This window comes from Bilophila sp. 4_1_30 (assembly GCF_000224655.1).
Lineage (GTDB): Bacteria > Desulfobacterota > Desulfovibrionia > Desulfovibrionales > Desulfovibrionaceae > Bilophila > Bilophila wadsworthia.
In genome coordinates this window covers 795,977-820,085 of the sequence record NZ_JH114233.1, presented here as the reverse complement: position 1 = coordinate 820,085, position 24,109 = coordinate 795,977, and the positions used below count along the sequence as shown (strand labels likewise).

The window sequence follows — 24,109 nt, the reverse complement described above, 5'->3', positions numbered from 1 at the left end:
GTGTATTACGAGCTTATCCGCAGCACGCTAGACGCCTGCAACGGCAACCTGAGCAAGGCGGCGGAGCAGCTCGGCGTGGCCCGCAGCACGCTGTACAGAAGGCTGCGAAAGTTTGGGATTATTGAATAAGCGAGCGGATGGGGAGAGAAGGCTGGGGAAGGGGGGAGAAGCGTGAGGCGCTCCCCCCTTTTTTCAGAAACGTTTCTCCCACCTTCCCCCGCGTCTCTTTGTCCGAGAACGCTACAGTTTGGCCGTTCCTTGTGAAAAGTGTAGCGTTGCGCTACAGGTTCCGCGTGCTCCGCTACAGATACTTTGAGCGGACAAACAGGGCTTTGTGAAAAGAGATAAGCAATTTGAACGGATAGGAGTTTGGCACCGTTATTGCTCACTGAAAGGGCATGAGAACAAGGCGCTACGCCTTTGAAAACGCCAAACCTTATACGGAGCACAAAGCCATGATGAAGCGCATCGACTATTTCATCCCCACCCGGATCGTCTTCGGCGCGGGCCGCCTGAAGGAACTCGCCACCCTTTCCCTGCCCGGCAAGAAGGCCCTCCTGTGCGTCACCGAAGACAAGCTCATGGAAAAGCTCGGCATCCAGCAGCGCGTGATCGAACTGCTCGGACAGAACGGCGTGTCCGTGGCCGTGTTCGACAAAGTCACCCCCAACCCGACCCGCACCGGCGTCATGGCGGCCGCCGCGCTCGCCAAGGAAAGCGGCTGTGACTTCGTGATCGGGCTCGGCGGCGGCAGCAGCATCGACACCGCCAAGGCCGCCTCCATCATGATGGCCAACCCCGGCGACCTGTGGGATTACGCCTCCGCCGGAAGCGGCGGGCGCAAGCCGGTCTCCGGCGCGTTCCCCGTGGTGGCGATCTCCACCACCGCCGGGACGGGCACCGAAGCCGACCCCTATGCCGTCGTGACCAATGAGGAAACCAACGAAAAGCTCGATTTCACGCTCGACGAGATCTTCCCCGCCATTTCCATCATCGACCCAGAGCTGATGCTCACCCTGCCGCACAAGCTGACCCTGTTCCAAGGCTTCGACGCGCTGTTCCACGCTTCCGAATGCTACGTGAACAACGGCAACGGGAACCGCCTCACCGAGCTTTTCGCCGTCGACGCCATCGAAAAGGTCGCCAAGCACCTGCCCATCGTCTCCGAGGACGGCTCGAACCTCGAATCCCGCAGCAACATCTCCTACGCCGCGAATATCCTGTGCGGGTTCACGCAGTCCCTCGTGTGCACCACCTCCCACCACATCATCGCGCAGGCCCTCGGCGGGTTCTTCCCCAACGTGCCGCACGGCGCGTCCCTGCTGCTCATCGCCGACGCCTACTATAAGAAGGTCTGCTCGCTGCTGCCCACGGAATTCGACGCCATCGGCGAAATCATGGGCGAAAAGGCCGACCCCGCCAAGCCCGGCTACGCCTTCGTGACCGCCCTTGCCAAGCTCATGGAGCGTACCGGCATGGACAAGCTCGCCATGTCCGACTTCAACATCAACAAGGACGACCTGCCCAAGGTGGCCCATATCGCCGCCGCCGAAGTCGGGTTCGAGTGCGACCGCTACACCGTCACGGAAGCGGACGTGGTCGAAATCCTGATGCAGTCCTACAAGTAGCCGCCGACGCTTCCAAAAGAACGCCCGCTTCCCGAAGGCCGCCGCATCCGCCGGCGGCGCACCGGGAGGTGCCTTCACCACTCCGGGGCGGGTCGCCGCCATTCCCGGCGTGCCGCCCCCGGACAACGCTTTTTTTCGTGGAGCAGCCGTGAAGCTGAAGACCGTCCTCTTCGGGACAACGTATGCATTCGGTTCGATCAAGGAAGTCCTGAACAAGGCCGGGGAGTTGCGCTCCGGAGACGTGCTTGCGGGCGTCGCCGCCTCGTCCATGCGGGAACGGGTCGCCGCCAAGCAGGTGCTCAGCGAGCTGACGCTCGGCGACCTGCGCGAAAACCCCGTGGTCCCCTACGAGGACGACGCCATCACCCGGGTCATTCAGGACGCCGTGCACACGCCGGTTTACGGGAGCATCAGGAACTGGACCGTCGCGGAGTTCCGGGAATTCCTGCTGGACGGGCGCACGTCCGCCGCCGACATCGAGCGCGTCCGCAAGGGCCTCACCTCCGAAATGGCCGCCGCCGTGTCCAAGATCATGTCCAACGCCGACCTCATCTGCGCAGCGAAGAAGATGCCCGTGGTGGTGCGCTCCAACAACACCGTGGGCCTGCCGGGGCGGTTCTCCTCGCGCCTCCAGCCCAACGACACGCGGGATGACGTTTCCTCTATTGTGGCACAGGTTTATGAGGGGCTGTCCTACGGCGCGGGCGACGCGGTCATCGGCATCAACCCGGTGACGGATACCGTGGAAAATACCAAGGCCATGCTCAACGCCCTGTGGGAGGTCATCGAGCGGCATCGGATACCCGCACAAAACTGCGTACTCGCGCACGTGACCACCCAGATGGAGGCCATCCGGCAGGGGGCCAACGCGAGCATGATTTTCCAGAGCATCTCCGGGAGCGAGAAGGGGCTCGGCGAGTTCGGCGTGAGCGTGGGGCTGCTTGACGAGGCGTATGACCTCGCCGGGCATTACTGCCAGGCCGCCGGGCCCAACGTCATGTACTTCGAGACGGGGCAGGGTTCCGCGCTGTCGGCGGATGCGCATTACGGCTGCGATCAGGTGACGATGGAGGCCCGCTGTTACGGGCTGGCCCGCCGCTACCAGCCGTTCATGGTCAATACGGTGGTCGGCTTCATCGGCCCGGAATATCTGTATAACCATCAGCAGATCATCCGCGCCGCCCTTGAGGATCACTTCATGGGCAAGCTGCACGGCCTGCCGATGGGCTGCGACTGCTGCTACACGAACCACGCCGACACCGACCAGAATTCCAACGAGAACCTGATGCTCCTGCTGGCCGTCGCCGGGGTCAATTTCATCATCTCCCTGCCGATGGGGGATGACATCATGCTGAACTATCAGACGAATTCGTTCCACGATATCGCCACGGCCCGCCAGCTGCTCAACCTGCGGCCCGCGCCGGAGTTCGAGCAATGGCTGGAGCGGCACGGCATCATGGAAAACGGTATGCTCACGGCGCGGGCCGGGGACGCCTCATTCCTCTTTTAAGGCGCGGCGTCGCCCATTCGTAAGGAAAGGACATGCGGGAACAGGATGTAGAGCGTATCGCGGCGGAAGTGCTCGCCGCGCTGAGGGAAGGCGCTCCGGCCGGGGCGGATCGTCCGGTCGGTCACGGGGAAACCGGGACTGGCGTTGTCCCGTCCGCCGGGCGGGGAGGCAAGCCGGAAGCGGCGCATACCGGGATGCCCACGGCTCAGGACGAAGGCCGGGACGGGGGCGGTACGCTCCCCGATCTGGCGGGGCCGGAATTCCGCCGGGGGTGTTTCATCGCTTCACCCCATCGGCGTGACGTCATTGATGATTTCGTTTCACACACCGGGGCGCGCATCGCCACCGGGACTGTGGGGACGCGGCCCCCGACGCGGGCCTACCTGCGTTTCCTTGCGGATCATGCCCGCTCGAAGGGGACGGTCTTTAAAGAAGTACCTGAAGAATGGATCAGCGGGCATGGCCTCTGGAGCGTTTCCACGCTGGCGGAGGACAAGGATACCTACCTCACGCGGCCCGACCTCGGGCGGCTGCTGTCCGAGGAGTCGCTGCGGGAGCTGAAGCGCCGCTATGCCGACGCCCCGCAGGTGGTGATCGTGCTTTCGGACGGCCTGAGCACGGACGCGCTGCTCGCCAACTATGAGGAAATCCTGCCTCCGCTCCTGAACGGGCTCAAGCAGGCCGGCATCCGGGCCGGGGCCCCGCTGTTCCTGCGGCACGGCAGGGTGAAGGCCGAAGACCGCATCGGCGAGGCCGTGGGCTGCGACGTGGTGGTCATGCTCGTGGGCGAGAGGCCGGGGCTCGGGCAGTCGGAAAGCATGAGCTGCTATGCGGTCTACCGCCCCACGGCGGACACGCTCGAATCCGACCGCTCGGTGCTTTCGAACATCCACCGGGAAGGGACGCCGCCTGTGGAAGCAGCAGCCGTCATTGTGGATCTTGTCCGGGACATGCTGCATTGGAAGGCCAGCGGCATCAGGCTGAACAGGCGTCAGGCCGGGGACGCGGGCGCATGACGCCGTCAGCGGGCCGGGATGCCGGGACGGGAAAGGGGGAAGACCATGCCCAATGAGACGAATACCGGGACGCGCGCCTATGTGCCGGGGAAACAGGTGACGGTGGCGCACCTCATCGCGCACCCCGCACCGGAAATCTGCGAAAAGGCCGGGATTCCCGACGTGGACGCCATCGGCATCCTCACCCTGACGCCGGGCGAGACGGCGATCATCGCCGGGGATATGGCGGTGCGTTCGGCGGACGTGAACGTGGCCTTCCTCGACCGCTTTTCCGGCACGCTGATCCTGTACGGTTCCGTGGGCGCGGTGGAGCAGGCCCTCACGCAGGTTAACGATATGCTCAAGCGGCTGCTGCAATTCACCATTTGCCCCGTCACCCGGCACTGACGCCGGGAGCGCGGCACCGGGCCGGGCAGTGCGGGGGCCCGCCCCCGTTCCGGAGTGGGTTCGGGCGGGGCGATGCCAGCATAGCGATACGCTGGGTGCCCTCCCGCCTTCCGGGGTGGGGGATGCCATGCCGTTTCCAATCCGGAAGCGGGGTGGCTCGCTTATCTGCGGGCCCGGCGCGCTGAGGCCGCTGGAGCCGCTGGGGGGCGGCCTTACGCCGATGCTGAAAGGAGAAGGCCGCTACGGAGGAAATCATGCCCAAACGCTGGAAATGCCTGCTTGCCGGGCCGCCCGAGGCCGGGAAGAGCACGCTCTGCGCCGCGCTTCTGGAGCCCGGTTCCGAAAGGCGGGTCATCAAGACGCAATCGCCCGTATTCCATAAAGATCTGATGGTAGACCTGCCCGGCGAGTACATCACCTACCCGCAGCGCCGCACGGCGTTCCTTGTGGCGGCTGAGGATGTGCGGGCCATCCTGTATGTGCAGTCAGCCACGGCGGAGCCCGCCCATGTCCCTCCGGGGCTGCTGCAAACCGTGCCGAACCTCCTCATCGCCGGGATCATCAGTAAAACCGACCATCCCGACGCGGACATCCCGCGCGCCGAGCGGGGGCTGGAGCGCATGGGCCTGCGGGGGCCGTTCTTTACGGTGTCGGCATTCCGGCCCGAAACGCTGGAGCCGCTGCGCCGCTGGCTTGAAGAGAACCATCTCGTCCCGTGCGCCGGAACCGGGAAAGGCGCCTGATCTGGAGGAAAGCCTTGTAAGGAAGGCAGATTGAAAAGGCTCTCGAAGGAGGCCGGGCTGGACGGACGGCAGCGGGGCGGGATTTTTTTGCCACGGGCCGAAAAAAAGCTTGCCATTCCCGCATGGTAAGCGTAGGACTCTTTCCACACGACGCGGGGTGGAGCAGCATGGTAGCTCGTCGGGCTCATAACCCGAAGGTCGTAGGTTCAAATCCTGCCCCCGCAACCAGAAAGAAATCAGAGGGTTACGATGAAAATCGTAACCCTCTTTTTGTTTTTTTACCGCCCGGTGTCAGCATAGTGTCAGCAACGCGTCAGCATTGAGCAACTTGCTTTTTTGGGAGTCCCGAAGGTCCATATTAAAGGAGACCTTCAAATGGCACAGGACAGGATCAGATCCTCGAAGTACGCAGGAGTTTACGTCCGGATCACCACTGACCCTCGGAGGCGGCATAACGGTAAGCCTGATAAGGCTTATGAGTATATGTATCGTGATGCTGACGGGAAACAACGTACTATTACTTCGGGTTGGGCATCGGATGGCTATTCGGAGCAAGAAGCATCCAGAGGAAGGATTGAAGCCCTTGCTGCGGTTGAAAAAGAAAAAGCCCGTAGAAAAGCCCTAGAAAAAATTTGTAAAGGTGAAATTGAGGCAACAAGCTCCCTCTCTTCGTCAAGAGGTGGTGCCGAATTTTCAGATGCTTCAGGACGCCTACCCTCAACCGCTGAACCAGATTTTTCGAGAACTCAGGCACGAAAAAATGGTAATGTGCAATCGATTCCCACAGTTGATTATATTGTCAATAGCTATCTTGATTGGCTGGAAGGTGAGGGAAAATACTCCGAAAAAGAAAAAAACAGATATGAAGTAAATATAAAAGGCAGAATCGGGAATTCTCTCATTACCGATGTTGATTTTGAGTCCGCTTGTAACCTGAAGAGGCGGTTACTTAAAGACGCCTCAGCGGATCATGCTAAAAAATGCCTTTCTCTGCTGAGAGCTTCATACTATTTTGCGGCACAAAAACTCAGGATCAATACTGGAGGGAACCCTTTTAGTGAACGTGACTCGGGGTTTACTATGCCTAAGCCACAGAACAAGGGTGAGCGGTGGTTGACTCCAGAAGAGGCAGACCTCCTTCTGCTTGAGTTGGGTAAGAGAAGTACGCAATGTATGGATATGTCGTATATTATGCTTCATACTGGTGCGCGCCCCACAGAAATATTTTCAATCTGCGGAGCTGATCCTGATAAACTGGGAGGTTGTTTCTGGGTGACAGGAAAAGGGGGAATCCGCCAACCCATAATGTCCAATCAAGAATGTTTGGATCGTCTTTTGAGTTACAACAGGGCTCCTCATGAATATATTTTTCAGTCCCGTACTGGAGATAAAATCAAACAATTTTCTGATACACTTAAAAGAACAGCGGAAGACATAGGCTTGTGCGCTAAAACAACAAAAATGGTTAATGGAAAAGAAATCTCTATAAACAGAACTTTAGCGCAAAAGCAGGAACTACGTAGGAAACGAATCTGGGCTCATGTTTGGCGACATACATTTGCCACATGGTTAGCAATGAGTGGTGATGTAACCTTGCACCAGCTTCGTGATCTTTTAAGGCATACCTCAATCAAACAAACAGAGAGATATGCTCATTATATACCGGCACTTAATAAAGAGCGGTCAACGCTCATAAGCGAAATACTGGTTAAAGGTAGATCCAAACTTGACACCGTAAAGACTAAAATAGAAAGCACGGAAAATCTGACATGGCTTGACTATGAAGTAGCTATGGCAGGATAAAAGTAAGGCCGCCTTCGGGCGGCCTTACTTTTGTGAAAATAGAGAGTTACATCATATTGTCTTAAAATAAGACTGGCTATGTAACCGTTACAAATCAGCTTGTGGGGATACGTTGTTTTTCCATCCACTTTTCAACTTCTTCTGGTTTATATCTAATATGTTTGCCACACTTCATATACGGTGGCCCCATTTTCAATGAGCGCCATTTTTCCAGAGACGTTACAGGAAGGTTGAACATCGTCTCTACCTGTTTGGGCGACAAGTAGCGTTCTAAGAGTGGGCTATTCATAAGGCTCTCCTGGGGGAAGCTCTTTGTATTCGCTCATACACGCATTCTGATTGTTCGATTGGCAAACTTCACAAAACTGGAGGTTGTCGAGTGTGTTGATTGTAAAGTCTGTACCGACCGATTCTAGGCTGCATCGGGAGAAAACGTGGGATGGGCCGGGATGTCACGATTGGTCGGGTTAAGAGGCTTGAAGGCGCACTGCGGGCAAGACTGCACGTCCCTCAGTTCGTACACCATGACGTTTTCGTGGATGGAAATCCGGTGGCAACAAGCCTTGCGCCCCCCGTTTTCATCCACAAATGCCTGCATGTGCTCACGGATGGCATCACTGACCACCGAAATGGCATAGACCGTATCACGAGGCCGTTCCACTGAAAATTGACGTTTGGTCACTTTGGCCTTGAGCGGGAGCTTGGTGGCCTTTTTTTTGTTTTCGACCTCACCAGTCGGCATCGTTGGCTTTTGATCTTCCTGCATTGTGCCCTCCATGTTGAAGTACGTGTTCATACTTCAAGGGGCGGGAGACCTCTTTTGGCAAATAAATAATGCGGTGAATTCAGGGGACAGGTGATTTTTTGAGTCAAGTCCAGCGAGAAGGGATGACGGGAAATCTACAGGAGGTGGAGGCGATGAGAAAGGAGGAGCGGGGCACGAAAAATTAATCGAAAAAAATCGAGGTGGCTTTCAGCGTTCAGATGGCATTACTTGCGCGGTATTCGTTTTTGACGAGCTGAGCAGTGTAAGCAAAGGATGCGGGCGTTCATATCCGTAAAAAAAATTCTCAGCTCTCAGAATGTATAACACATTTTGAACGTGCGTTTGACGCCAATTTTCCAAGTATGTTATGCAAAAGGAAAGTCTCATTCACACGAAGCGGCCCCCCGACAGACGGCCATCCGTCGAGGAGCCTAACCGCAACCAACCTTCGAAGGAGGTATGGTCATGGCTGATTTGCACAGTACTGTTTTTGGATCAAAGTCTCAAGATGACATTTCCTGCCCTCGTCATCTTTATCAAGAACTGTCTTCTTTAATCGACCGACTTAGGGAAACTGTGGAGCAGTTGGACAGGGACAGCATGTCCCGGTCAGGGGGGGCCGAGCACGAAACTGATTGTGCAGAAAAGGAGAAAGAGAAAAACGAACCGCCCTTCAAGGGTGAATATCGGACTTTTTATCTTTCCCCATTTGAACTCGGCCATGAAGAAAAAATGCTTGCTGTGTATCAAGCTGAAGACTTGGACGACCTCTTGCTGTCAACTTGTATTATGCTCGAATCACAAAGTCAGCTTTTGATGCGGATTCAGCCTGACGAGCAAATTCCCACCTTCTATGTCAAGGAATGGGGTACATTAGTGTACCATATTTATCTTAGATTACAAAGTGTGTATGAAGTGATTCATGCCATGAAGCTTGTGTCCACTTCAAAAAAGTAGTTTCTCAAAAAGGACTCCCCAAAGTCTCTGCCGGACTTGGGGAGTCCTTTTTTGTCTTTTGTTCATACCCGTTTTTGCCGTACCCGTTCAAAAATACCTCATTACCATATACCCCTTCATCCGAATAGCATCATACCGCGTACCTCTTTCTTGTATTACCCCGATACCGAGTACCTCTTCACAAGAATACCCTGATACCTCGTACCTCTTTCTCATTTTACCGCGACACCGCCTACCGCTTCGTAAAATTACCACGAAATCCGTACCTCTTCTTCACTTTACCCTGTCACCACGTACCTCTTCACGAGAATACCATGAAACCAATACCCCTTCACGCCAATACCGGGATACCGCGTACCGCTTCGTAAGAATACCGTCTCCGCACCACACCGGATTACCTCGTTATTTGCTTAACATACCGAATTAAATAAATAATTATTCGTGCCCCGTCACCATCAAAAAGGCAGTAGTCAGTTGCTCCGTTTTTTCCCTAGTTGTGGGAACCTGTCCTCAAAACCACTGTCATTTTATGTTGTGGGAACCACTCCAAACGTCCATCCGCTCCTCTCGAAGAGGAGAAAGTTGCTCAGACTCGTCTCCCGTCCATTCTGATCGGAAGAAGCCGTCTTCTTCCCAATCCACGGATGGAGGTTCTCCCCATGTTCAGCTCTTCTCGTCAACTCGGTCATCAGAATAGCCCCGAAATCATCCACGACAGGCTGCCCGGACAGACAGCCTTTGTTGACAGACAGCCCTGGCAGACTGTCCAATCCCAAGAGCGGGGTGTTCAAACATCCGGTCTCCCTTCTTTGGAACTTGTCTCTCCTCCTACGGCACATCTCCGCACCAACCAGCAGAAACGTCTGTTCGCCTATTGCCGGGAGCGCAAGTCGTTCATCTCCACTCACGCTATTCTTTCCAGGGAATTGGGTATCCCATACGGCACGGTACGGGGCATCCTTCGCCGCCTGAAGCTGTTGGGATTACTGGCGGTGATTCCCTATTTTCAAGGCGCCATCCAAGGGCTGCATATTATGTCCATGGAAGAAGGGAAATCTTTTACCCCACCATCCTCCCCATCCTGTCTTTTCAATCCAGACACCCCTGTCCCACCATCCACGTACAGAGAGATAGATAGATCAAAAACAGATCTATCCATCTCTACAATTTGGCAGACAGACACCCAGACTATGCGGGAGCTTTGGCCGTTCGCCGCTCAGGGTGGATTGACGCCGGGACATCTCCAGCAACTTGAGAAGGCGTTTCGCGCCCAGGGTTGGGACGGCGAGGGTGTCGTGGCCCTGACCCTTCGCTACCTGGATTGGCAATTGGAACACGGGGGCATCACTGACCAGAAAGGTAATCCTGTGCAGGACCCCATCGCCTACTGGCTGTGCTCTATGAAACGTAATGGAAGCTATCAGAGGCCCAAAGGGTATGTGGATAAAGCTGCGGCGCTCAGGCTGGAACTGCTGGCCGAGGCTGACGCCAAGTTGGCCGATGAACAGCGCTTGGCCGCTATCCGCCATGAAAGGGAAAACCTTGCGAGAGAGGAAGAACTGGAAAGCCGGATGGCCGAAATCGCGGAACAGGGAGAAGCCCATCCGCTGTGGGCCGAAGTGTACCCGCATCTGACCCGGCTTATTCAGGACCAGGTGAAGGAGAAAGGAGTCGCCATACTTGGACGGCCTCCTTTCTCAATTCTGGTACGGGGCCGACTCAGAGAACTGTACGGCTTTCTCCCTGAGACTTGTCCAGCCTAAGCGACCATATCTGCCGGGAGATAGAAGCCCTGGTGTCTGCGGCTTCTGAGGCCAAAGAAAGCCACTTATAAAGGTATGGCCCGGCCTGAGACAATTTCTGCCGTTGTTCCAGCTTTCGGATGCGCAGGAGAAGGCGCTTGTGCGCGTCAGCCAGTTCATGGTGTGCGACCATGATCGCGGATCTGAATTCTTCGAACTTATTGAAAGTCTCGCGGGTTTCAGGACGCAAAAACAGCCGTGGAGGAAGTCCCGATCTGCATATTTCCGAAGGTTTGTTACCCCAAATGAACGCAACCTTTCGGAGGCTCTTTCCCTCGGACAGAACAGACTTTTTTTTGGCTTCAGACAGCTTGGCGAGGTAGTATTTTCGCCAAACAACGGCATGAGGGCACATCAGACATGATTTGCTCTTGGAGCAACGGATCACATGCAAAGTCCACCCATGCCATTGGCCGCGAGGGGGATAGCGGGTGTGAAATGTATCCGCCAGCAGATCCATTAATCCTTTCCAGGCCCGTAATTCGGTTAAAATCGTCAATCTCGTTTGCTGCAACGCGTTCAGCTCGGATTCGGTGGACGTGAACATGGATTGCCTCCTACCCCATAGGAGGCGGGAACAGAATTGGCGCAAATTTGCGCGGCCTGGTCTCCCAAAGCCAATAGGCAGGAGGTATGCCGCCATGAAATATGCCGGAATAGCCCGGATAGCGGGTCTGATACTGGTGACGATCCTGAGCATTGTGGAGGACGTAGAAGCAACAAGGAGCGTTTATGACGCAACGCGGTACGAAAAAATCATTGTCCCCCAAGTCGCCGGACAGTTATTGCGCCAGCCCTCAGCCGAGGAGAAGTGGCAGGAACTGCTATTATCTCTACCGGCGTTACAAGACCAAAATTTGGATTCGGAGGTTGCCCGGCGGTCTGTTCTGGACGCGCAAGGTCAAGTCCCCTTGGTGGAGGAGTATACCCGAGACATCTGGAGTAAAGTGACGAGGTTGCGGAACCTTGATGCGTGCGGAAGCGCTTCTTCCTCTGATACAAATGTGGAAGACGGCCTCTACTCCGAAACGCATCTGTATATTTTTGTATCAGAATCCGTTCCGTCAGCTACGATAAAAAACTATCTCCGGGATATGGAAGGGCTTGGAGCGGTCCTGGTTTTAAGGGGGGTCATCGGAACTGATTTTTCCAAGTTCATCCCGACATCCCGATGGGCTCAATCCCTGCTCTGCGCATCCACCAGTGATCAGGATTGCTACACAACATCTGTGGAGATAAATCCAAACCTATATAAACTTTTTAATATTCAAGATGTGCCGACTGTTGTTTACGTTCCGAATATTATAAATACATTTTCACATACAAAAATAGACTCAAAAGATGCTATTACGCTTTCATGGATTGGTGATATTTCGTTGCACTATGTTTTAGAACAGTTCCTGTTAGAACGACCATTTGACCCTCTACTTAATAACTATCTCGATAAATTAAATACGCTGGAAGGTGATAAATGATATATCGCCTTGTTTGTGCATTTATAATCATTTCATTATCGACGTTCATGCCATTTCTCGCATCTGCGAATGAAACATCTTCACGAAATCCGAATTTCTTTGATACCCCTGATACTTGCAATGGGTGGTTTTGCTATAAAGATTTTAAAGAGCCAGATTCGCTACAAAACAATAAAGATAACCAAGCATCGATTTTTACTGGAACGATAGATTGGGAAAAAGTCTGGACGATTCCACCCGAGGAACTCAAAACACTCATTAATGAAACGTTATCCTGGGCACAACAAGCCCCTGATGATGAAAATCGGATGCTCACGTATCTCTCGTTGCAGGGTGTCGCCATGCGCCGAGCCAAAACTTTCCAGGAAGCGTGGTCAGCAGCGATACTCAAATATCCGATCCTTGATGAGGTCGTACAGCGATCTCCTACAACGGCCGCCACAAATCTCGAAATCATTGCCGAACGGGAAGATCGAAGAAAAGCCATCTCACAAATGCGTGACCAGATGGGCCTGATATTCTTTTTCTCTCCCGCATGCGCTTACTGTGAGAAGGAAAAAGCTATTATATCAAGCTTTATAGATAAGTGGGATTGGAAAAATCTTACTGCAATCAACATACATGAACATCCAGATTTGGCTGCTGAGTATGGAGTACAAGTCGTACCGGATATCTGGGTGGTCGGTAATACGGATCAGGGCATTCGCCAAACCCGACTCAAAGCCGGGCTTGCAGAACATGCGGATATAGAACGGGGGCTACTAAGTGCCTGGAATCAGTGGTTCGGAAAGAACGCTTACGAACGACCCGAGATGGTGGAAAATCTTGTGCCTTTCAAGGAATTCTTAAAATCGTCCAAGGCAGGTAGGTAGATATGAAGTATATTTGGCTGTGCGCCGTTCTTCTGTGCACCCCTTGCCACCCTGTGAAAGCGGAAGAGTGGAATAGTGAACGGATTCAGGTTGCTCTTGAAAGAGTCAGTACACGTTGGGGAGTCCCGCCGCTCTTGGTGCGCGCGATAATGGATGTGGAGAGCAGTGCTCATCCCTGGACCGTGAATGTCGAAGGCAAAGATCTCTATCCTCGGAAAAGCGAGGACGCGCTTCGCCTCGTGCGAACTGCGCTTGCCAGAGGTGAATCCGTTGATGTCGGGCTTATGCAAATCAACAGTTACTGGATACACAAACTCCGGCTGTCTCCTGATATTGTCCTTGATCCGTTCGTCAACCTAACAGTTGGCGCGTGGATCTTGGCTCAGGAGCTTAAGCGATATGGGAATAATTGGAAAGGAGTGGGTAGTTATCACACGCCAGCATCGCGTAATCCGGTACGCGCAAAAAAATATGCAGAGCGTGTGTATAAAAAAATGGGAGGTCACAGGAATGAATAACTACCTTGTCATCAAAGACGCCGTTGAACAGTTTGAAATTACGCAATATGCCTTGCGTAAGGCTATCAAAAATGGGCAGGTAAGGCATTTTGTGACAAAACTCTTGCCAATGAATATTCCTGTAATGATGGTCTATGCTGAAGACATAAAAACATACAAATTGCTGTCTGAGGGCGATTTTGTGCCGATAGGCGTCATCTCTCTCAAATACAACGTGCACCGCAGTACCATGCACTACCACAAATCCAAAGGAGCGGTGCGCTGGCAACAACGCGGAAAGCAAATATATGTTCACAGGCAGGACTGCGAAAATCTCTTTTCCAAAAAAATACATAATGTGAGAGAGGAACGAGCGGCTTCCTGATTTTTGCTGTTCCTCATGCCATCACGCAGGGGTGGAGGGTTATAGACCCTCCACCCCTGTTTTTGTTATGGGCTTTAGCCTGTTGAGGACGCGGAGCGTCCGAAACAAGAAACCACCCGCTATGCGGGTGGAGACCAAGTGTTATACACAAAAAAAAACACCTTTCCCGTACGCTGAAGCTGTTCAGGCTCAGCGCAAACCAAGGGAAAGGTGTTTTTTATGGGAACTAAGGCACAGAGCTTAGCTCACACAAGATGGTTGTGTGAGTATCATATCGTTTTTACACCAAAATACAGGAGAAAAGTACTCTTTTCGCAATTGCGTGAAAGTGTACGGGACTTATGCAAGTACAAAGGTGTTGAAATTATAGAAGGCCATCTTATGCCAGACCATGTTGCATATGCTTGTGAGTATCCCACCCAAAATCAGCGTGTCGAGTTTTATGGGGTATCTGAAAGGCAAGAGTTCCTTGATGATTTTTGATAAGCACGCGAACTTGAAATACAAGTTTGGCAACAGAAAATTTTGGGCGGAGGGGTACTATGTAAGCACCGTTGGCCTCAATGAAGCCACGATTAAGAAATATATCTAACAACAAGAGAAGAATGACATCATACAAGACAAGTTGACGACACGGGAATATGCAGACCCCTTCAAGGGGTGGCCAAGGTGACAAGGGCACTGGGCTTGAACGAAGTGAAAGCCAGCGTCGTTTAGGCGCCGGCCGGTAACAGGCCCTTATAGGGCCAGAGCAAACCACCCACTAGGCTGGTGGTTTTGATTATCGTGTTGAACCACCTCTCATCCTCGTCGCAAATAAGTGTAGGAGAGTTTTGGAAATGGTCATTTTGAGAGTAGAATATCCTATAATACCCATATAATAGAGTAATGGGCTGGAGTGTACGAGAGCTTTGGAAATTCCCGTTTTGAAAAATCGGATACTAATCTTGACTCAAAAACTCAATTTCTTTTATAGTTTTATCTATCTATGCTTTGAGGAGCGTCATATGACTGTATATGTCGAAATGTCAACATTTTACCCATTGCTTGAAGAACATGGACTCTCGCGGTGGTGGATATACAAACAGTGGCAGTCCATGGGCACGTATAAATGGGTACGCGATCACCTGGGCAGGAAACGACATGCCCTCGTTCCCAAACAGGAAATGGAGGCGCGGATTCTGATCGCCTCCAAGCGCCCGGGCATAGCGCCTATCTTGAAGAGACTATGGAACGTTCTTGTCGGCAGACGGATGACGCATCTGGTTTCCAAATCGCATGGAACATGGCAACGGCATTATGGCCTGGCCCGTGCCCGTTGCCGTATGGTGATTACGACACCGGAAGATCTATTATTCATGCAACCACGTTTTCTTTTTTTTCATGACTATCTGGAGCAGTTGGAACCTGTCATATCCAATGACGATTTTGTAAGACTCAATAACTATCTCAAAAAAGTAGAAAGACAAGCGAACAAAATTATATCTGAGAAGAGTCATGTTTACAAATTCAGAAAAATACTATCCGAAATTAACTATGAGGATTTCTACAATCATTTGCTTGATAACATTTTATATGGTCAGAGTGTTGATAAGTCTTTTTTATCGGCCATTTCTGATACAGCACTTTATTATGACACACTAAGCAGTTATGAAATACAGCCTGATCAAGCTGATACCATTGAAAAAACGGCCGTATCAGAATCAGAAACAGATCAGATTTTTCATATTGATTTCCAAAAATTAAAGAAAGAATTTTTCCGATCCCTATTGGATGAGCGTCTGCTGAATGCCTCAAAACGAACACAATCCCGCGCCCGGAAACAGGCGGGGTTGGATATGGCTATTTTTTTGCTGCACCTTCAACAGGCGACTGACGAGGAAATACGTCAGCGTTTACACTTCGCAGGTTCCCGACAGAGGATGACGCAACGACGTCTCCGGGTACTCGAAAAAGCCAGGGGCGTTTTTTCGGTCTTGCGTGAATAGAGAATTACCTCCTTGCCCGACATGACCTCCCGCCAGTCATGGGTAAAAGGAGGCAATTATGCCCGATACCGATCTGTCTCGTGGAGCCCTGTCGAACCAGGAACAGCAACTGAGCGATGCGCTCGCAAGTCTGGCGCCCGAAGCGCTGGAACGTGTGCTGCTCAAAACGTCTTTGCGGGAACTGTCCGCGCAGGCGAGAGTGCGTTTGGCCTTCCGGTTGGAGGCCACGCTTGTCGCACACAGTTACCGGCTGCGCACCGGAGAACTGCGGTGGGAACTGCCGCAGGTCCCTTCGCCGTTGCGTCCCGTGGTGTATTCCTTGTCGCATCTCGCATCCCAACTTCAGTCCGCGACCCAAGCCCTGAGTAATGGCCGGGGCGATTATGCGCGTCTCTATCCGCTACTGGCCCCTGAGCAGTTGCAGCAGATGGCAGGCACCGTGCGCACGCCTCTCTACGATTATGCCATGCGTCTGCGCGAGGCTTCGGGTCGCAGGGAAACCCGCCCCCGGCAGAACAAGCACGCTTCGTCGCCCAACCTTACCCCCACACCCAATGCGGACACGGTACTTTCCCCGGACAGTATGGCCCTTGCCGCATCCGATGCGGATAAGACCTTTGAGGCACAGGCCGACGAAACGGACGCCACATCTGACACCTTCTTGTTGATTCCGGCAGGCGACAGCGAATGATCCAGGAGCGGCCCGTAGGATGCCTGCGGTACGTGATGATCATTGGTCTGCTCGTGCTGTTCTCCAGCCTGTGGCTCTCTGTATGGGTGATCCACCAGGGACCGGGGCAGCAGCGTTTTTTTAATCCGTGGGCCAAGGGGAATCGTGACCACGTGGTCTGGGCTCCCCTGGAGCAGGAGAAGAAACTCTACACAGAGGCAGGATACGACATTCAGTGGTTGGATGGAGAGGGATTCGGGGTGCTGCGCGAATGGCTGGGACCCTATGCAGGCATTTTTGAAATGCTGGCGTTAAGGGGATTCGGCTTGTGGCTCATGGCCCCAACCATTTTTCTGGCCGCCATATTCGGCCTGTGCGAAGGGCGCATCGCTTTCCATGAACGATTTATCCAGTTTGGGAACGTCTCCTCGACTCGTTTCCGTTTTTTCGTACTTGTGGCGTTGTTCAGCACGGCGTTGTGCATGCTGTATTTGACTCTGCCCTTTGGCAGCATCCTTCCGGGCATCGGCGCTATTCCTCTGACAGTGGAAATGAGCGGAACCACGATTTGGACCACATCTCCCATGTTATGGGTTTGGCCTTTTGCCGGGTGCATGGGGTTTGTGGCGCACCAACTCGCCGCCAATCTCTCTCTGGAAATTTAACAGAAGGGATTTTTATGCAAAGAATCAAGATTCCGTTGCTAGCAATCTGCTTGGTGCTGGCTACGACCCGTGCCGCTTTGGCGTTCACGGCCCCTTCGGCGGGCGACATGTGGTACACGATGTATGAGGTCTTTTATGATCGCCTGGTGGCAGGCCCGCTTGGCGGATTGCTTACCGGCGGCGTTCTGGCCTGGGGGCTGGCCGCTGCCATCCGGGGCTCGTTCGCCACGTTTGTCCTGTGTACCTGCACAGCGGGCGTCCTCTTCAAGCTGGAAGATGTGGTGACTGGTTTCGGGATCATCTGCTGAAAAACTGATCCTTATCCAAAGGGGTTTATATGATCCGGGGGCAGGGACGAATACCTCGCTATCTTGATGCGCCAATCACGATTCTTATCTGGGATGTGGATGTCTTTGTCCCTGCCTTCGCGCTTTTTCTGATCGGGCTGTTCACGCATAACCTGCTGCTCTTTTTAGGACTAGCGGGCGCCTATATGTACACCATCACCCTGTATCAGAAAAAATTTCCAAGCGGGGTCATGGCAAACCTCATGCACCATTGGGGAATCATTCGGTACAAAGGCTATCCTGACGGTTACATCAATACATTTCGTGGTTGATAAGGAGCAGCTATGCGCTTTCGTTTGTATGCCGATCACCTGCGAGACTCCCATGCGAAATTCAGTCTGGTCATGGCCTTCAATACGCTGCTCTCGGTACTTGTTATCGGGCTGGCGGGCTATTGCGTCTACAGGGCTGAACACGCGCGGGTGATCATCGTGCCCACGCATCTTGCCGCAAAAGTCGCCATAGAAGGAGAGGCAACGTCGCCTGAATACATCCGTATTATGGGCATTCACCTCACCCATTTGCTCTATACGTATACGCCCTACAACATAGGGGACAGATACAAAGAATTTTTGGCTTACGTGCCTGCTGAGAATTGGGCGACGGTCAAAACCTCGCTCCAGCAACGTATTGATCAAGTGGGCAAGTTGAAAATCAGTGAATCGTTCATGCCCAAGACCTTCACTCTTCTCAAAGACTCTTTTCTGGTGGCGGGCACCACGATCCGATGGGCGTCCGGACAAGAACTGACCAATGACGAAATCCATATCCGATACACATACAGTATCACCGATGGAGGGTTCCGTGTTGAGGAAATTCGCCTTCTCAGCCCTGCTGAGTACAATGCTTTGCTGCGTGATCACAACAAGTAACGCGCTGGCGGACGGCATGCCAATCCCCGCGCCCGGAGCATCAACAGAAGAAACCGTGAAACAGCCGTCCCCAAAGGACGATAGTGAAACAGCTCTGTTGGAGGAGATCCAGCGCATCCGGAAGGGGTTTAAAGATGATTCCAGCCCCGGCGATCCCAAGGAGCGCCAGATCAGCTATCGCAAGGATACCGACGCCTACCGGGCTCAGATCGAGTCCCCGGAATGGCAGCGGGCCGAAGCGGATCGGCGCAACTTCGCGGTATTCAGCCGGAACTACATCAACAGGATTCATTGCTCGGGAGTTATTGAGGACGTGCTGTACCCCACGACCAAAGGCGTGGAGTTGGAGTTGAAAAACAGTGGCCATGATCTTTTTCTTCGTATGGGCGTGGACGTGCCCGCCGAGTTCAGCCATTTTCCCCTGGATATGAACATCATCTGCGATGGCCGCGTCTATCAGATCAACGGCGTCGTGGACGACCAATATCCGGCAACCAACGTGGAACTAATCCCGACAGAAGACCTGTCAGCTCAGAAAAACATTCGCTACGGCACGGCAATCCGCACCGCCGAAGCGCTCCCTCACGAGGAGCAGATCGCACGGATACTGCGGCGCGTCTGGACCGATGACCTCATGCCATTCTGGCGCAAAGAGCCGGTGAATCCCGATAAAGCCCCCAAGGGCATTACGCCGGGCCAACGGATTATCACTGGAATCAGCGACCTGGTGGCCTGGGATCTGGTCGTTCAGGATGCTTCCGCCGATATGCCGAAGCTGTTGGCATCCGTCCAGGATTTCGTCGCCGGTCCCATTGTTGCTCTGGGGCGTGTGGTATTGCGTGGAACGCAACGCGCCGTGGTGTTGACCAAGGATACGGGGGATCGCCCATGACCGGAGTACGCCAACGCCTGTCTGGACTGAGTGAACGGTGGAAGTCGTTGCGTCCGACCACGCGCCGGGTACTGACGTTAGGCGCTGTGTTCGTGTTGGGCGGCCTGCTGTTCATGGTCGGAATGCCGGATCGCAAACCCAGGACTTTGGGCAAGAGTTCTGGTGATGCTTATGAATTCCACAACCCGGATCTTGCTGCCGAAGTCCTGACAGAGAGTCTCCAAGCCAAGATCGCCGTTCAAAGCTCTCAGATCGCGGAGATGAACCGTCGCATGGAACAGTTGGAACAGGAGCGACGCCGGACCAACGCATCCACTCCCAAGCCGCAGGCTCCCGCTCCCGCGTCGGTGGACAAGACGATTCTGATGGATGAAATCGGCAAGATGCTGCCATCCTCTCCAATTGTGCCTTCTTCGGAGCCTCTTTTCATCGCCCCGCCTTCCGTCCCTGCTGGTACATCTTCTTCGAAAGAGAAAAGCGCGGAAGTCTCGACACCGCCCAAAGATCAGGGACAGACCGTCGAGAACGGCCCTGTCCCACCCGCGCCACGAAGTCTGGGAGTGCTTTCCTGGACGCCGACGCCGACGCCGGTGGCGGCAGCGGACGGCACGGCCCCCTCCAAGGTCAAATCCGGGATGGGCGGAACTACGGGAAAAAAGGATGATGACGCCCCTGGTTTTTACATCCCTTCCGGCGCATTCTTTGAGGTTCAGCTCCTCACGGGACTGGATGCGCCCACAGGGGCCAAAGCCAAAAGTTCGCCATCCCCTATTCTATTTCGCATCCAGAATTTGGCTTGGCTCCCCAACGAGGTGAAACAAAACGTGCTCGGCTGTTTCCTCCTGTCCGAAGGCATAGGCGAGCTCTCGACAGAACGGGTCAACATTCGCGGGCTCTCCATATCCTGTGTGGATAACGAGGGGAAAACGGCCATCGATCAGAAAATTCTGGGCTTTGTGGCTGATTCGGATGGTAAAGCGGGGTTACGGGGACCGGTGGCGAGCAAAGCTGGGGCGCTCCTGGCCCAGACGATGAAAGCCGGTTTTGTACAGGGTCTTGCGGAGTTTTTCAGCTTCAGCTCACGTTCCGTTTCCATAACGGATTCCGGGGGGGGCCTCAGTGTCCCGGACACCGAAGAATACGGTAAAAATTTAGCTGGCGGTGCGTTTTCAGGGATGAGCAAGGCCCTGGAAAAAGTGTCGGATTACTACATGGATCTCGCGGACGAGGTGTTTCCCGTAATCCAGGTCGGCGCCGCTCGCAAAGCCACTTTTGTACTTACTCAAGGCGCGGAATTGCGCTTTGCGAAAGCACTTTCCACTACCCCGGAGGATACGACCGATGCACTGTAACCTCAACCTCCCGTTGCTCGTCGCTCTGGCGATGACCTCCCTTACCGGTTGCGCAGTGATGCCGTACAAGGACACGTTCGACTGTCCGCAACAGGCAAACGGACGGTGCGTCAGCGTCTCTCAGGCTCATGAACTGGCGGTCAAAGGAGATCCGTCTGCAACCGGGACGCTCCAGAAAGCGGGTGACAGTCCAAAGCAGGAAAGTCCGGCCCCAGCACAGGCGTCCACAGAGGCGGATCGGGAACAAAGCGCGCTGCGCCTGGAACTGCTCACGGAATACGTCAAAGGCAACAAAGCGCCCGCGGTGCGGACGTCGCCCGTGATCATGGAGACAGTCATCTTGCCCTATCAGACCTGGTTCGGAACTCTCGCTGGCGAACGCACGCTCTGGGTGCCGGTGGAAGATGCGAAATGGGTGTGGCCGGATCAGTTCGACGCCAAGGCCCACTCGGAGATCGGCTCGATCACAAAATAAGGGGGCATGACATGCAAGCACGGTCGCTCGAAACAATGGTGCTGGAACTGGCGGATCTGAAAGAGCAACGCCGGGAGTCGGTCAAGGATTACAACGAACGCATCAAGGATTTGGAGCGCGATATAAAGAAAATGGCGCTGCAACAAATGAATCCCGCTCCCCAAAAAGAGTGCGCGGCGGCGTGAATGCCGATGCGTACTCTTCTCCTTCTGGCTCTCTGTCTGTTGTTGGCCATCCCGGCTCATGCGCTTGTCGTGGGCCGGGGTGGCGCTGTGTATCCCATCAAAGAGCGTGATTTTTTGGAGGTTATTGCCGAACGCAGCGCCGGAATTGATCCCCGGGCTCTCCAGGAAAAATTACAAAACGTGATTCAGGATGAGGCCCGGACGTTCCGCCCGCATGACGCCGTGGGGGGACTGCCCCCTGCGGATAAAGATGAGCTGTACCGGGTGGATCTGTCGTTCACGGTCACGCCGGAACTGGCAAAAGCCGTGACCGACATCAACGGGGCATCCATCTACCCGGAGGGCCTTCGGGTGAACCCGCTCAAAATCATGGCTGAAGAAGGGATCGGCTACCCTTTTATTCTTGTCGTGCTCAACGCCGACCGGCCAGCCGAACTGCGTTGGTTCAAAGACACCGGCTATAACGACGATCCGCGCGTCAAACTGCTCATCACGGACGGTTATCCCTATGACTTGGCTCTGGAGCTTGGACGCCCGGTCTACCAACTTTCACGGGGATTGCGGGACAGGTTCCAGATACGAGCCACCCCGAGTCTCGTCTTCTGGCCGGTCGGAACGGACACTCTGGCTGTCCGCACCGTGCATGTCACGGACAGCCGGGAAGAGTCCGCTCCTTCACAAACCGTATCCGCTTCACAGGAGGAAATAAATGGCCGGTAAGCGATGGATGAATACCGTGTGTTGGTGCTTGTCTGTACTCATGCTGGTCGCTCTGGGCATTCAGTATTTCTCTCCCTGGCGGTGGGTCATTGTACTCGGGTCCAGCGTGTCGGGCTCACTCGCCCTGATGGAAACACGCGCTGAGCTGGCGACCAGGGCCCACCCCGGCGAGTACGTGGTACTCCGGTGGCAAGGCGTTGATCCCAACCGCCAGCCCCGTTTGAAACAGGGAATGAAGCTCATCAAGCGCATCGCCTGTGGGCCGGGTCAGCGTTTACTCGTGACCGCGCATGAAGCGATCTGCGATGGACGCACTTTGGGGGCGGTCCGAGATCGCAATCTGAAGGGGCAACCTCTCAACTCCGCTCTCTATGATGGAATTGTACCCCAAGGCCGCTATTTCGTGATGGGCGATCACCCGGCCAGCTACGATAGCCGTTACCTGGGGCTGATCTCCGAAAGCTGGATCGTCGGGAGACTTGTGCTCAAGCTTTGAAAAGCAGATGTCCGATCTGGCGCAGGGGCTTGCGTTGCAGCTGCTGTGGAAGGTCAATCTGGGCGGGACGAAACTCTTCCTTGAGGCGCGGTACCATTTCCTCGTCTGCCCGCAGGGCGGGGGGACGGCGGCGGAACTGCTCAGGAACCTTTTTTGCCAGTTCTATGCGCGGCTCCAGAGCGAATCGCCGATCCGTTCCCTCGCCGAAAAGTGCAGGCTTCTGGCCGAAGGGCAGACGGGCGTCACTTTCAACGACTCGTCCAATCTGGACGTCATGCAGCTCTCCATGGCCCTCAACCAGTACCGCAGCCATGTGGAACAGCTCGCCTATTATGATCCGGTATACGCCGTGGGGAACCGGAGCAAGTACCTGCGCGACGCGAACATGCTGATTTCCTATGACAAGAAGCGCCGGTTCAGCCTGTTCTGCATCGATATAAGCTCGTTCAGCAATTACAACGACCTTTTCAACGTCCAGACCGGGGACGAGATCCTGCGCGAGGTTTCCGGGCGCCTGAAGGGCTTCTTCGGCGGATACATCTACCGCATCAACGGCGACGTCTTCCTCGGCATCGATTTCCGGAAGGAACATCCCGACGCCATCGCGAACCGGCTCCGGCAGGCGCTGGCGGTGCCCGTCAAGGCGGGGCCCGACATGTTCACGATCAGCGTCAACATCGGCATCTGCACCTACCCCGTGCACGCCGACACGCCGGAGGAGCTGCTTGAGCGGGTGCAGGTCGCCTTGCGCTACGCCAAGCGGCAGGACGGCATGGTCACCTACAACGCCGCGCTGATGCGGCTGCTCCGCGACGAGGCCGTCATCCTGCGGCTGCTGGAAACCCGGCTGGGGGACGGGACGCTGGAGGTCTGGTATCAGCCCCTCATGGACCTCCGCACGGGCAGGTTTACGGCGGCCGAAGCCCTGCTCCGCCTGAGGGACGCGCAGGGCAGGCTCCTGCCCGCGAATCAGGTGATCGCCATCGCGGAACGGAACGGCCTTGTGGTGCGCGTCGGCGAATACGCCCTCCGCCGGGCGTGCTCGTTCATGCGGCGGGCCGGCCTGCGCCTTGGGCTGTCCAGAGTGGGGATCAACCTTTCGGTACAGCATTTTCTGGTGGAAAACTGCACGGGGGGGATTCTCGAAGCGATCCGGGCAAGCGGCGCGGAGCCCGGCGTGGTTTCGCTGGAGATCACCGAGACGGTGCTCATCCAGTCCTTCGGCAAGATCAAGGACATCGCCGTGCAGCTGCAACAGGCCGGGCTGCACATCGTGCTGGACGACTTCGGGGCGGGGTACAGCAGCCTGAACTACCTGTCCCGCCTTCCGGTAGACGTGCTGAAGATCGACCGGGGGCTGATCAACGGCGAGATGGATTCCCCGAAGCAGCGTACCCTGCTGAAGGCCGTCGTCGACATGGCCCGGATCAACGGCATGGCCATCGTCGCCGAAGGTGTGGAGACCGAGGAAGTCCGGGATCTTGTCCGGGCGGCCGGGGTGGACTACATTCAGGGGTTTTTCTACGCGAAGCCCATGCCGGAGGACGAACTGGCCGCCATGCTGGCCGCTTTCAAGGAAGCGTAACCCCCGGCGCGTGTCCGGCCG

Annotated in this window: 29 protein-coding genes, 1 tRNA gene and 1 pseudogene; 28 read left to right on the top strand and 3 right to left on the bottom strand. The window is 54.9% G+C overall.

Features of this window, described 5'->3' with window-relative positions; translation table 11 throughout:
- The 8 genes from HMPREF0178_RS23085 to HMPREF0178_RS21110 all read left to right on the top strand — a co-directional run bounded on the left by HMPREF0178_RS23085 (position 1) and on the right by HMPREF0178_RS21110 (position 7,087).
- On the top strand, positions 1–129 hold the full coding sequence (locus HMPREF0178_RS23085; protein WP_009380679.1) for a helix-turn-helix domain-containing protein: 129 nt from the start codon (positions 1–3) through the stop codon (positions 127–129).
- Positions 130–455: 326 nt separating this feature from the next.
- Positions 456–1,628 (top strand): iron-containing alcohol dehydrogenase, encoded by a 1,173-nt coding sequence (locus tag HMPREF0178_RS15445; protein WP_009380673.1) that lies wholly within the window; start codon positions 456–458, stop codon positions 1,626–1,628.
- 148 nt (positions 1,629–1,776) lie between these two features.
- Entirely contained in the window at positions 1,777–3,138 is a 1,362-nt protein-coding gene (locus tag HMPREF0178_RS15440) for an ethanolamine ammonia-lyase subunit EutB (RefSeq protein WP_009380671.1), read from the top strand.
- A gap of 32 nt (positions 3,139–3,170) precedes the next feature.
- Positions 3,171–4,154, top strand: coding sequence for an ethanolamine ammonia-lyase subunit EutC (eutC, locus tag HMPREF0178_RS15435; RefSeq protein WP_009380669.1), 984 nt, complete (start codon positions 3,171–3,173; stop codon positions 4,152–4,154).
- 45 nt (positions 4,155–4,199) lie between these two features.
- On the top strand, positions 4,200–4,541 hold the full coding sequence (gene eutS / locus HMPREF0178_RS15430; protein ID WP_009380668.1) for an ethanolamine utilization microcompartment protein EutS: 342 nt from the start codon (positions 4,200–4,202) through the stop codon (positions 4,539–4,541).
- A gap of 254 nt (positions 4,542–4,795) precedes the next feature.
- On the top strand, positions 4,796–5,284 hold the full coding sequence (locus HMPREF0178_RS15425) for a EutP/PduV family microcompartment system protein (protein WP_009380665.1): 489 nt from the start codon (positions 4,796–4,798) through the stop codon (positions 5,282–5,284).
- Positions 5,285–5,435: 151 nt separating this feature from the next.
- Positions 5,436–5,512, top strand: a tRNA-Met gene (locus HMPREF0178_RS15420).
- A 147-nt stretch (positions 5,513–5,659) separates the two neighbouring features.
- On the top strand, positions 5,660–7,087 hold the full coding sequence (locus HMPREF0178_RS21110) for a site-specific integrase (protein WP_009380663.1): 1,428 nt from the start codon (positions 5,660–5,662) through the stop codon (positions 7,085–7,087).
- A 94-nt stretch (positions 7,088–7,181) separates the two neighbouring features.
- On the opposite strand, the gene HMPREF0178_RS15415 is transcribed toward HMPREF0178_RS21110, so the two are convergent.
- On the bottom strand, positions 7,182–7,376 hold the full coding sequence (locus HMPREF0178_RS15415) for a helix-turn-helix domain-containing protein (protein WP_009380661.1): 195 nt from the start codon (positions 7,374–7,376) through the stop codon (positions 7,182–7,184).
- A gap of 123 nt (positions 7,377–7,499) precedes the next feature.
- Positions 7,500–7,853, bottom strand: coding sequence for a hypothetical protein (locus HMPREF0178_RS15410; RefSeq protein ID WP_009380659.1), 354 nt, complete (start codon positions 7,851–7,853; stop codon positions 7,500–7,502).
- 465 nt (positions 7,854–8,318) lie between these two features.
- On the opposite strand from HMPREF0178_RS15410, the gene HMPREF0178_RS15405 reads away from it, so the two are divergent.
- Together HMPREF0178_RS15405 and HMPREF0178_RS15400 are read left to right on the top strand one after the other, a co-directional pair.
- The gene (locus HMPREF0178_RS15405) at positions 8,319–8,810 is read left to right on the top strand and encodes a hypothetical protein (protein WP_009380657.1); all 492 of its coding nucleotides are present in this window, start codon (positions 8,319–8,321) and stop codon (positions 8,808–8,810) included.
- A 659-nt stretch (positions 8,811–9,469) separates the two neighbouring features.
- Positions 9,470–10,573 carry a hypothetical protein gene (locus HMPREF0178_RS15400; protein ID WP_009380656.1) on the top strand — a complete coding sequence of 368 codons (1,104 nt, stop codon included), beginning with the start codon at positions 9,470–9,472 and terminating at the stop codon, positions 10,571–10,573.
- On the opposite strand, the gene HMPREF0178_RS21610 is transcribed toward HMPREF0178_RS15400, so the two are convergent.
- The gene (locus HMPREF0178_RS21610) at positions 10,530–11,159 is read right to left on the bottom strand and encodes a hypothetical protein (protein WP_009380655.1); all 630 of its coding nucleotides are present in this window, start codon (positions 11,157–11,159) and stop codon (positions 10,530–10,532) included. The two genes, HMPREF0178_RS15400 and HMPREF0178_RS21610, sit on opposite strands and share 44 nt — an antisense overlap.
- Positions 11,160–11,253: 94 nt before the next feature.
- On the opposite strand from HMPREF0178_RS21610, the gene HMPREF0178_RS15395 reads away from it, so the two are divergent.
- The 18 genes and pseudogenes from HMPREF0178_RS15395 (at position 11,254) to HMPREF0178_RS15320 (ending at position 24,088) form a co-directional block, all read left to right on the top strand.
- Positions 11,254–12,087, top strand: a complete 834-nt coding sequence (locus HMPREF0178_RS15395) for a TrbC family F-type conjugative pilus assembly protein (RefSeq protein ID WP_009380654.1) — start codon at positions 11,254–11,256, stop codon at positions 12,085–12,087.
- Complete coding sequence (gene traF / locus HMPREF0178_RS21105; protein WP_009380653.1) at positions 12,084–12,959, top strand: conjugal transfer protein TraF; 876 nt, start codon at positions 12,084–12,086, stop codon at positions 12,957–12,959. Before HMPREF0178_RS15395 ends, traF begins: the two co-directional genes overlap by 4 nt.
- A 2-nt stretch (positions 12,960–12,961) precedes the next feature.
- Positions 12,962–13,477 (top strand): transglycosylase SLT domain-containing protein, encoded by a 516-nt coding sequence (locus HMPREF0178_RS21100; RefSeq protein WP_009380651.1) that lies wholly within the window; start codon positions 12,962–12,964, stop codon positions 13,475–13,477.
- Entirely contained in the window at positions 13,470–13,841 is a 372-nt protein-coding gene (locus HMPREF0178_RS15385) for a hypothetical protein (RefSeq protein WP_009380649.1), read from the top strand. The genes HMPREF0178_RS21100 and HMPREF0178_RS15385 overlap by 8 nt, the downstream gene beginning before the upstream one ends.
- A gap of 219 nt (positions 13,842–14,060) precedes the next feature.
- Positions 14,061–14,514: pseudogene (gene tnpA, locus HMPREF0178_RS15380) on the top strand (IS200/IS605 family transposase).
- A gap of 334 nt (positions 14,515–14,848) precedes the next feature.
- Positions 14,849–15,829 (top strand): hypothetical protein, encoded by a 981-nt coding sequence (locus HMPREF0178_RS15375; RefSeq protein ID WP_009380645.1) that lies wholly within the window; start codon positions 14,849–14,851, stop codon positions 15,827–15,829.
- Positions 15,830–15,887: 58 nt separating this feature from the next.
- Positions 15,888–16,520 carry a hypothetical protein gene (locus HMPREF0178_RS15370; RefSeq protein ID WP_009380643.1) on the top strand — a complete coding sequence of 211 codons (633 nt, stop codon included), beginning with the start codon at positions 15,888–15,890 and terminating at the stop codon, positions 16,518–16,520.
- Between the two features lie 32 nt (positions 16,521–16,552).
- The gene (locus HMPREF0178_RS15365; RefSeq protein WP_157134951.1) at positions 16,553–17,164 is read left to right on the top strand and encodes a DUF4400 domain-containing protein; all 612 of its coding nucleotides are present in this window, start codon (positions 16,553–16,555) and stop codon (positions 17,162–17,164) included.
- A gap of 14 nt (positions 17,165–17,178) precedes the next feature.
- Positions 17,179–17,472 carry a hypothetical protein gene (locus HMPREF0178_RS15360; RefSeq protein ID WP_009380638.1) on the top strand — a complete coding sequence of 98 codons (294 nt, stop codon included), beginning with the start codon at positions 17,179–17,181 and terminating at the stop codon, positions 17,470–17,472.
- Between the two features lie 29 nt (positions 17,473–17,501).
- Positions 17,502–17,783 (top strand): type IV conjugative transfer system protein TraL, encoded by a 282-nt coding sequence (gene traL, locus HMPREF0178_RS15355; RefSeq protein ID WP_009380637.1) that lies wholly within the window; start codon positions 17,502–17,504, stop codon positions 17,781–17,783.
- A gap of 12 nt (positions 17,784–17,795) precedes the next feature.
- The gene (locus HMPREF0178_RS15350; RefSeq protein ID WP_009380636.1) at positions 17,796–18,383 is read left to right on the top strand and encodes a TraE/TraK family type IV conjugative transfer system protein; all 588 of its coding nucleotides are present in this window, start codon (positions 17,796–17,798) and stop codon (positions 18,381–18,383) included.
- Positions 18,316–19,275, top strand: a complete 960-nt coding sequence (locus HMPREF0178_RS15345; protein ID WP_198134999.1) for a type-F conjugative transfer system secretin TraK — start codon at positions 18,316–18,318, stop codon at positions 19,273–19,275. The genes HMPREF0178_RS15350 and HMPREF0178_RS15345 overlap by 68 nt, the downstream gene beginning before the upstream one ends.
- A complete protein-coding gene (locus HMPREF0178_RS20610; protein ID WP_009380633.1) occupies positions 19,272–20,627 on the top strand; it encodes a TraB/VirB10 family protein in 1,356 nt (451 codons plus the stop codon). Before HMPREF0178_RS15345 ends, HMPREF0178_RS20610 begins: the two co-directional genes overlap by 4 nt.
- Complete coding sequence (locus HMPREF0178_RS15335) at positions 20,617–21,102, top strand: TraV family lipoprotein (protein WP_009380632.1); 486 nt, start codon at positions 20,617–20,619, stop codon at positions 21,100–21,102. The genes HMPREF0178_RS20610 and HMPREF0178_RS15335 overlap by 11 nt, the downstream gene beginning before the upstream one ends.
- 11 nt (positions 21,103–21,113) lie before the next feature.
- On the top strand, positions 21,114–21,287 hold the full coding sequence (locus HMPREF0178_RS21605; protein ID WP_009380631.1) for a hypothetical protein: 174 nt from the start codon (positions 21,114–21,116) through the stop codon (positions 21,285–21,287).
- A gap of 6 nt (positions 21,288–21,293) precedes the next feature.
- The gene (locus tag HMPREF0178_RS15330) at positions 21,294–22,007 is read left to right on the top strand and encodes a hypothetical protein (RefSeq protein WP_157134949.1); all 714 of its coding nucleotides are present in this window, start codon (positions 21,294–21,296) and stop codon (positions 22,005–22,007) included.
- Positions 21,997–22,503 carry a S26 family signal peptidase gene (locus tag HMPREF0178_RS20605; protein WP_009380629.1) on the top strand — a complete coding sequence of 169 codons (507 nt, stop codon included), beginning with the start codon at positions 21,997–21,999 and terminating at the stop codon, positions 22,501–22,503. The genes HMPREF0178_RS15330 and HMPREF0178_RS20605 overlap by 11 nt, the downstream gene beginning before the upstream one ends.
- A 7-nt stretch (positions 22,504–22,510) precedes the next feature.
- Positions 22,511–24,088, top strand: coding sequence for a bifunctional diguanylate cyclase/phosphodiesterase (locus HMPREF0178_RS15320; protein ID WP_050809291.1), 1,578 nt, complete (start codon positions 22,511–22,513; stop codon positions 24,086–24,088).
- The last annotated feature ends 21 nt before the right edge of the window (positions 24,089–24,109 follow it).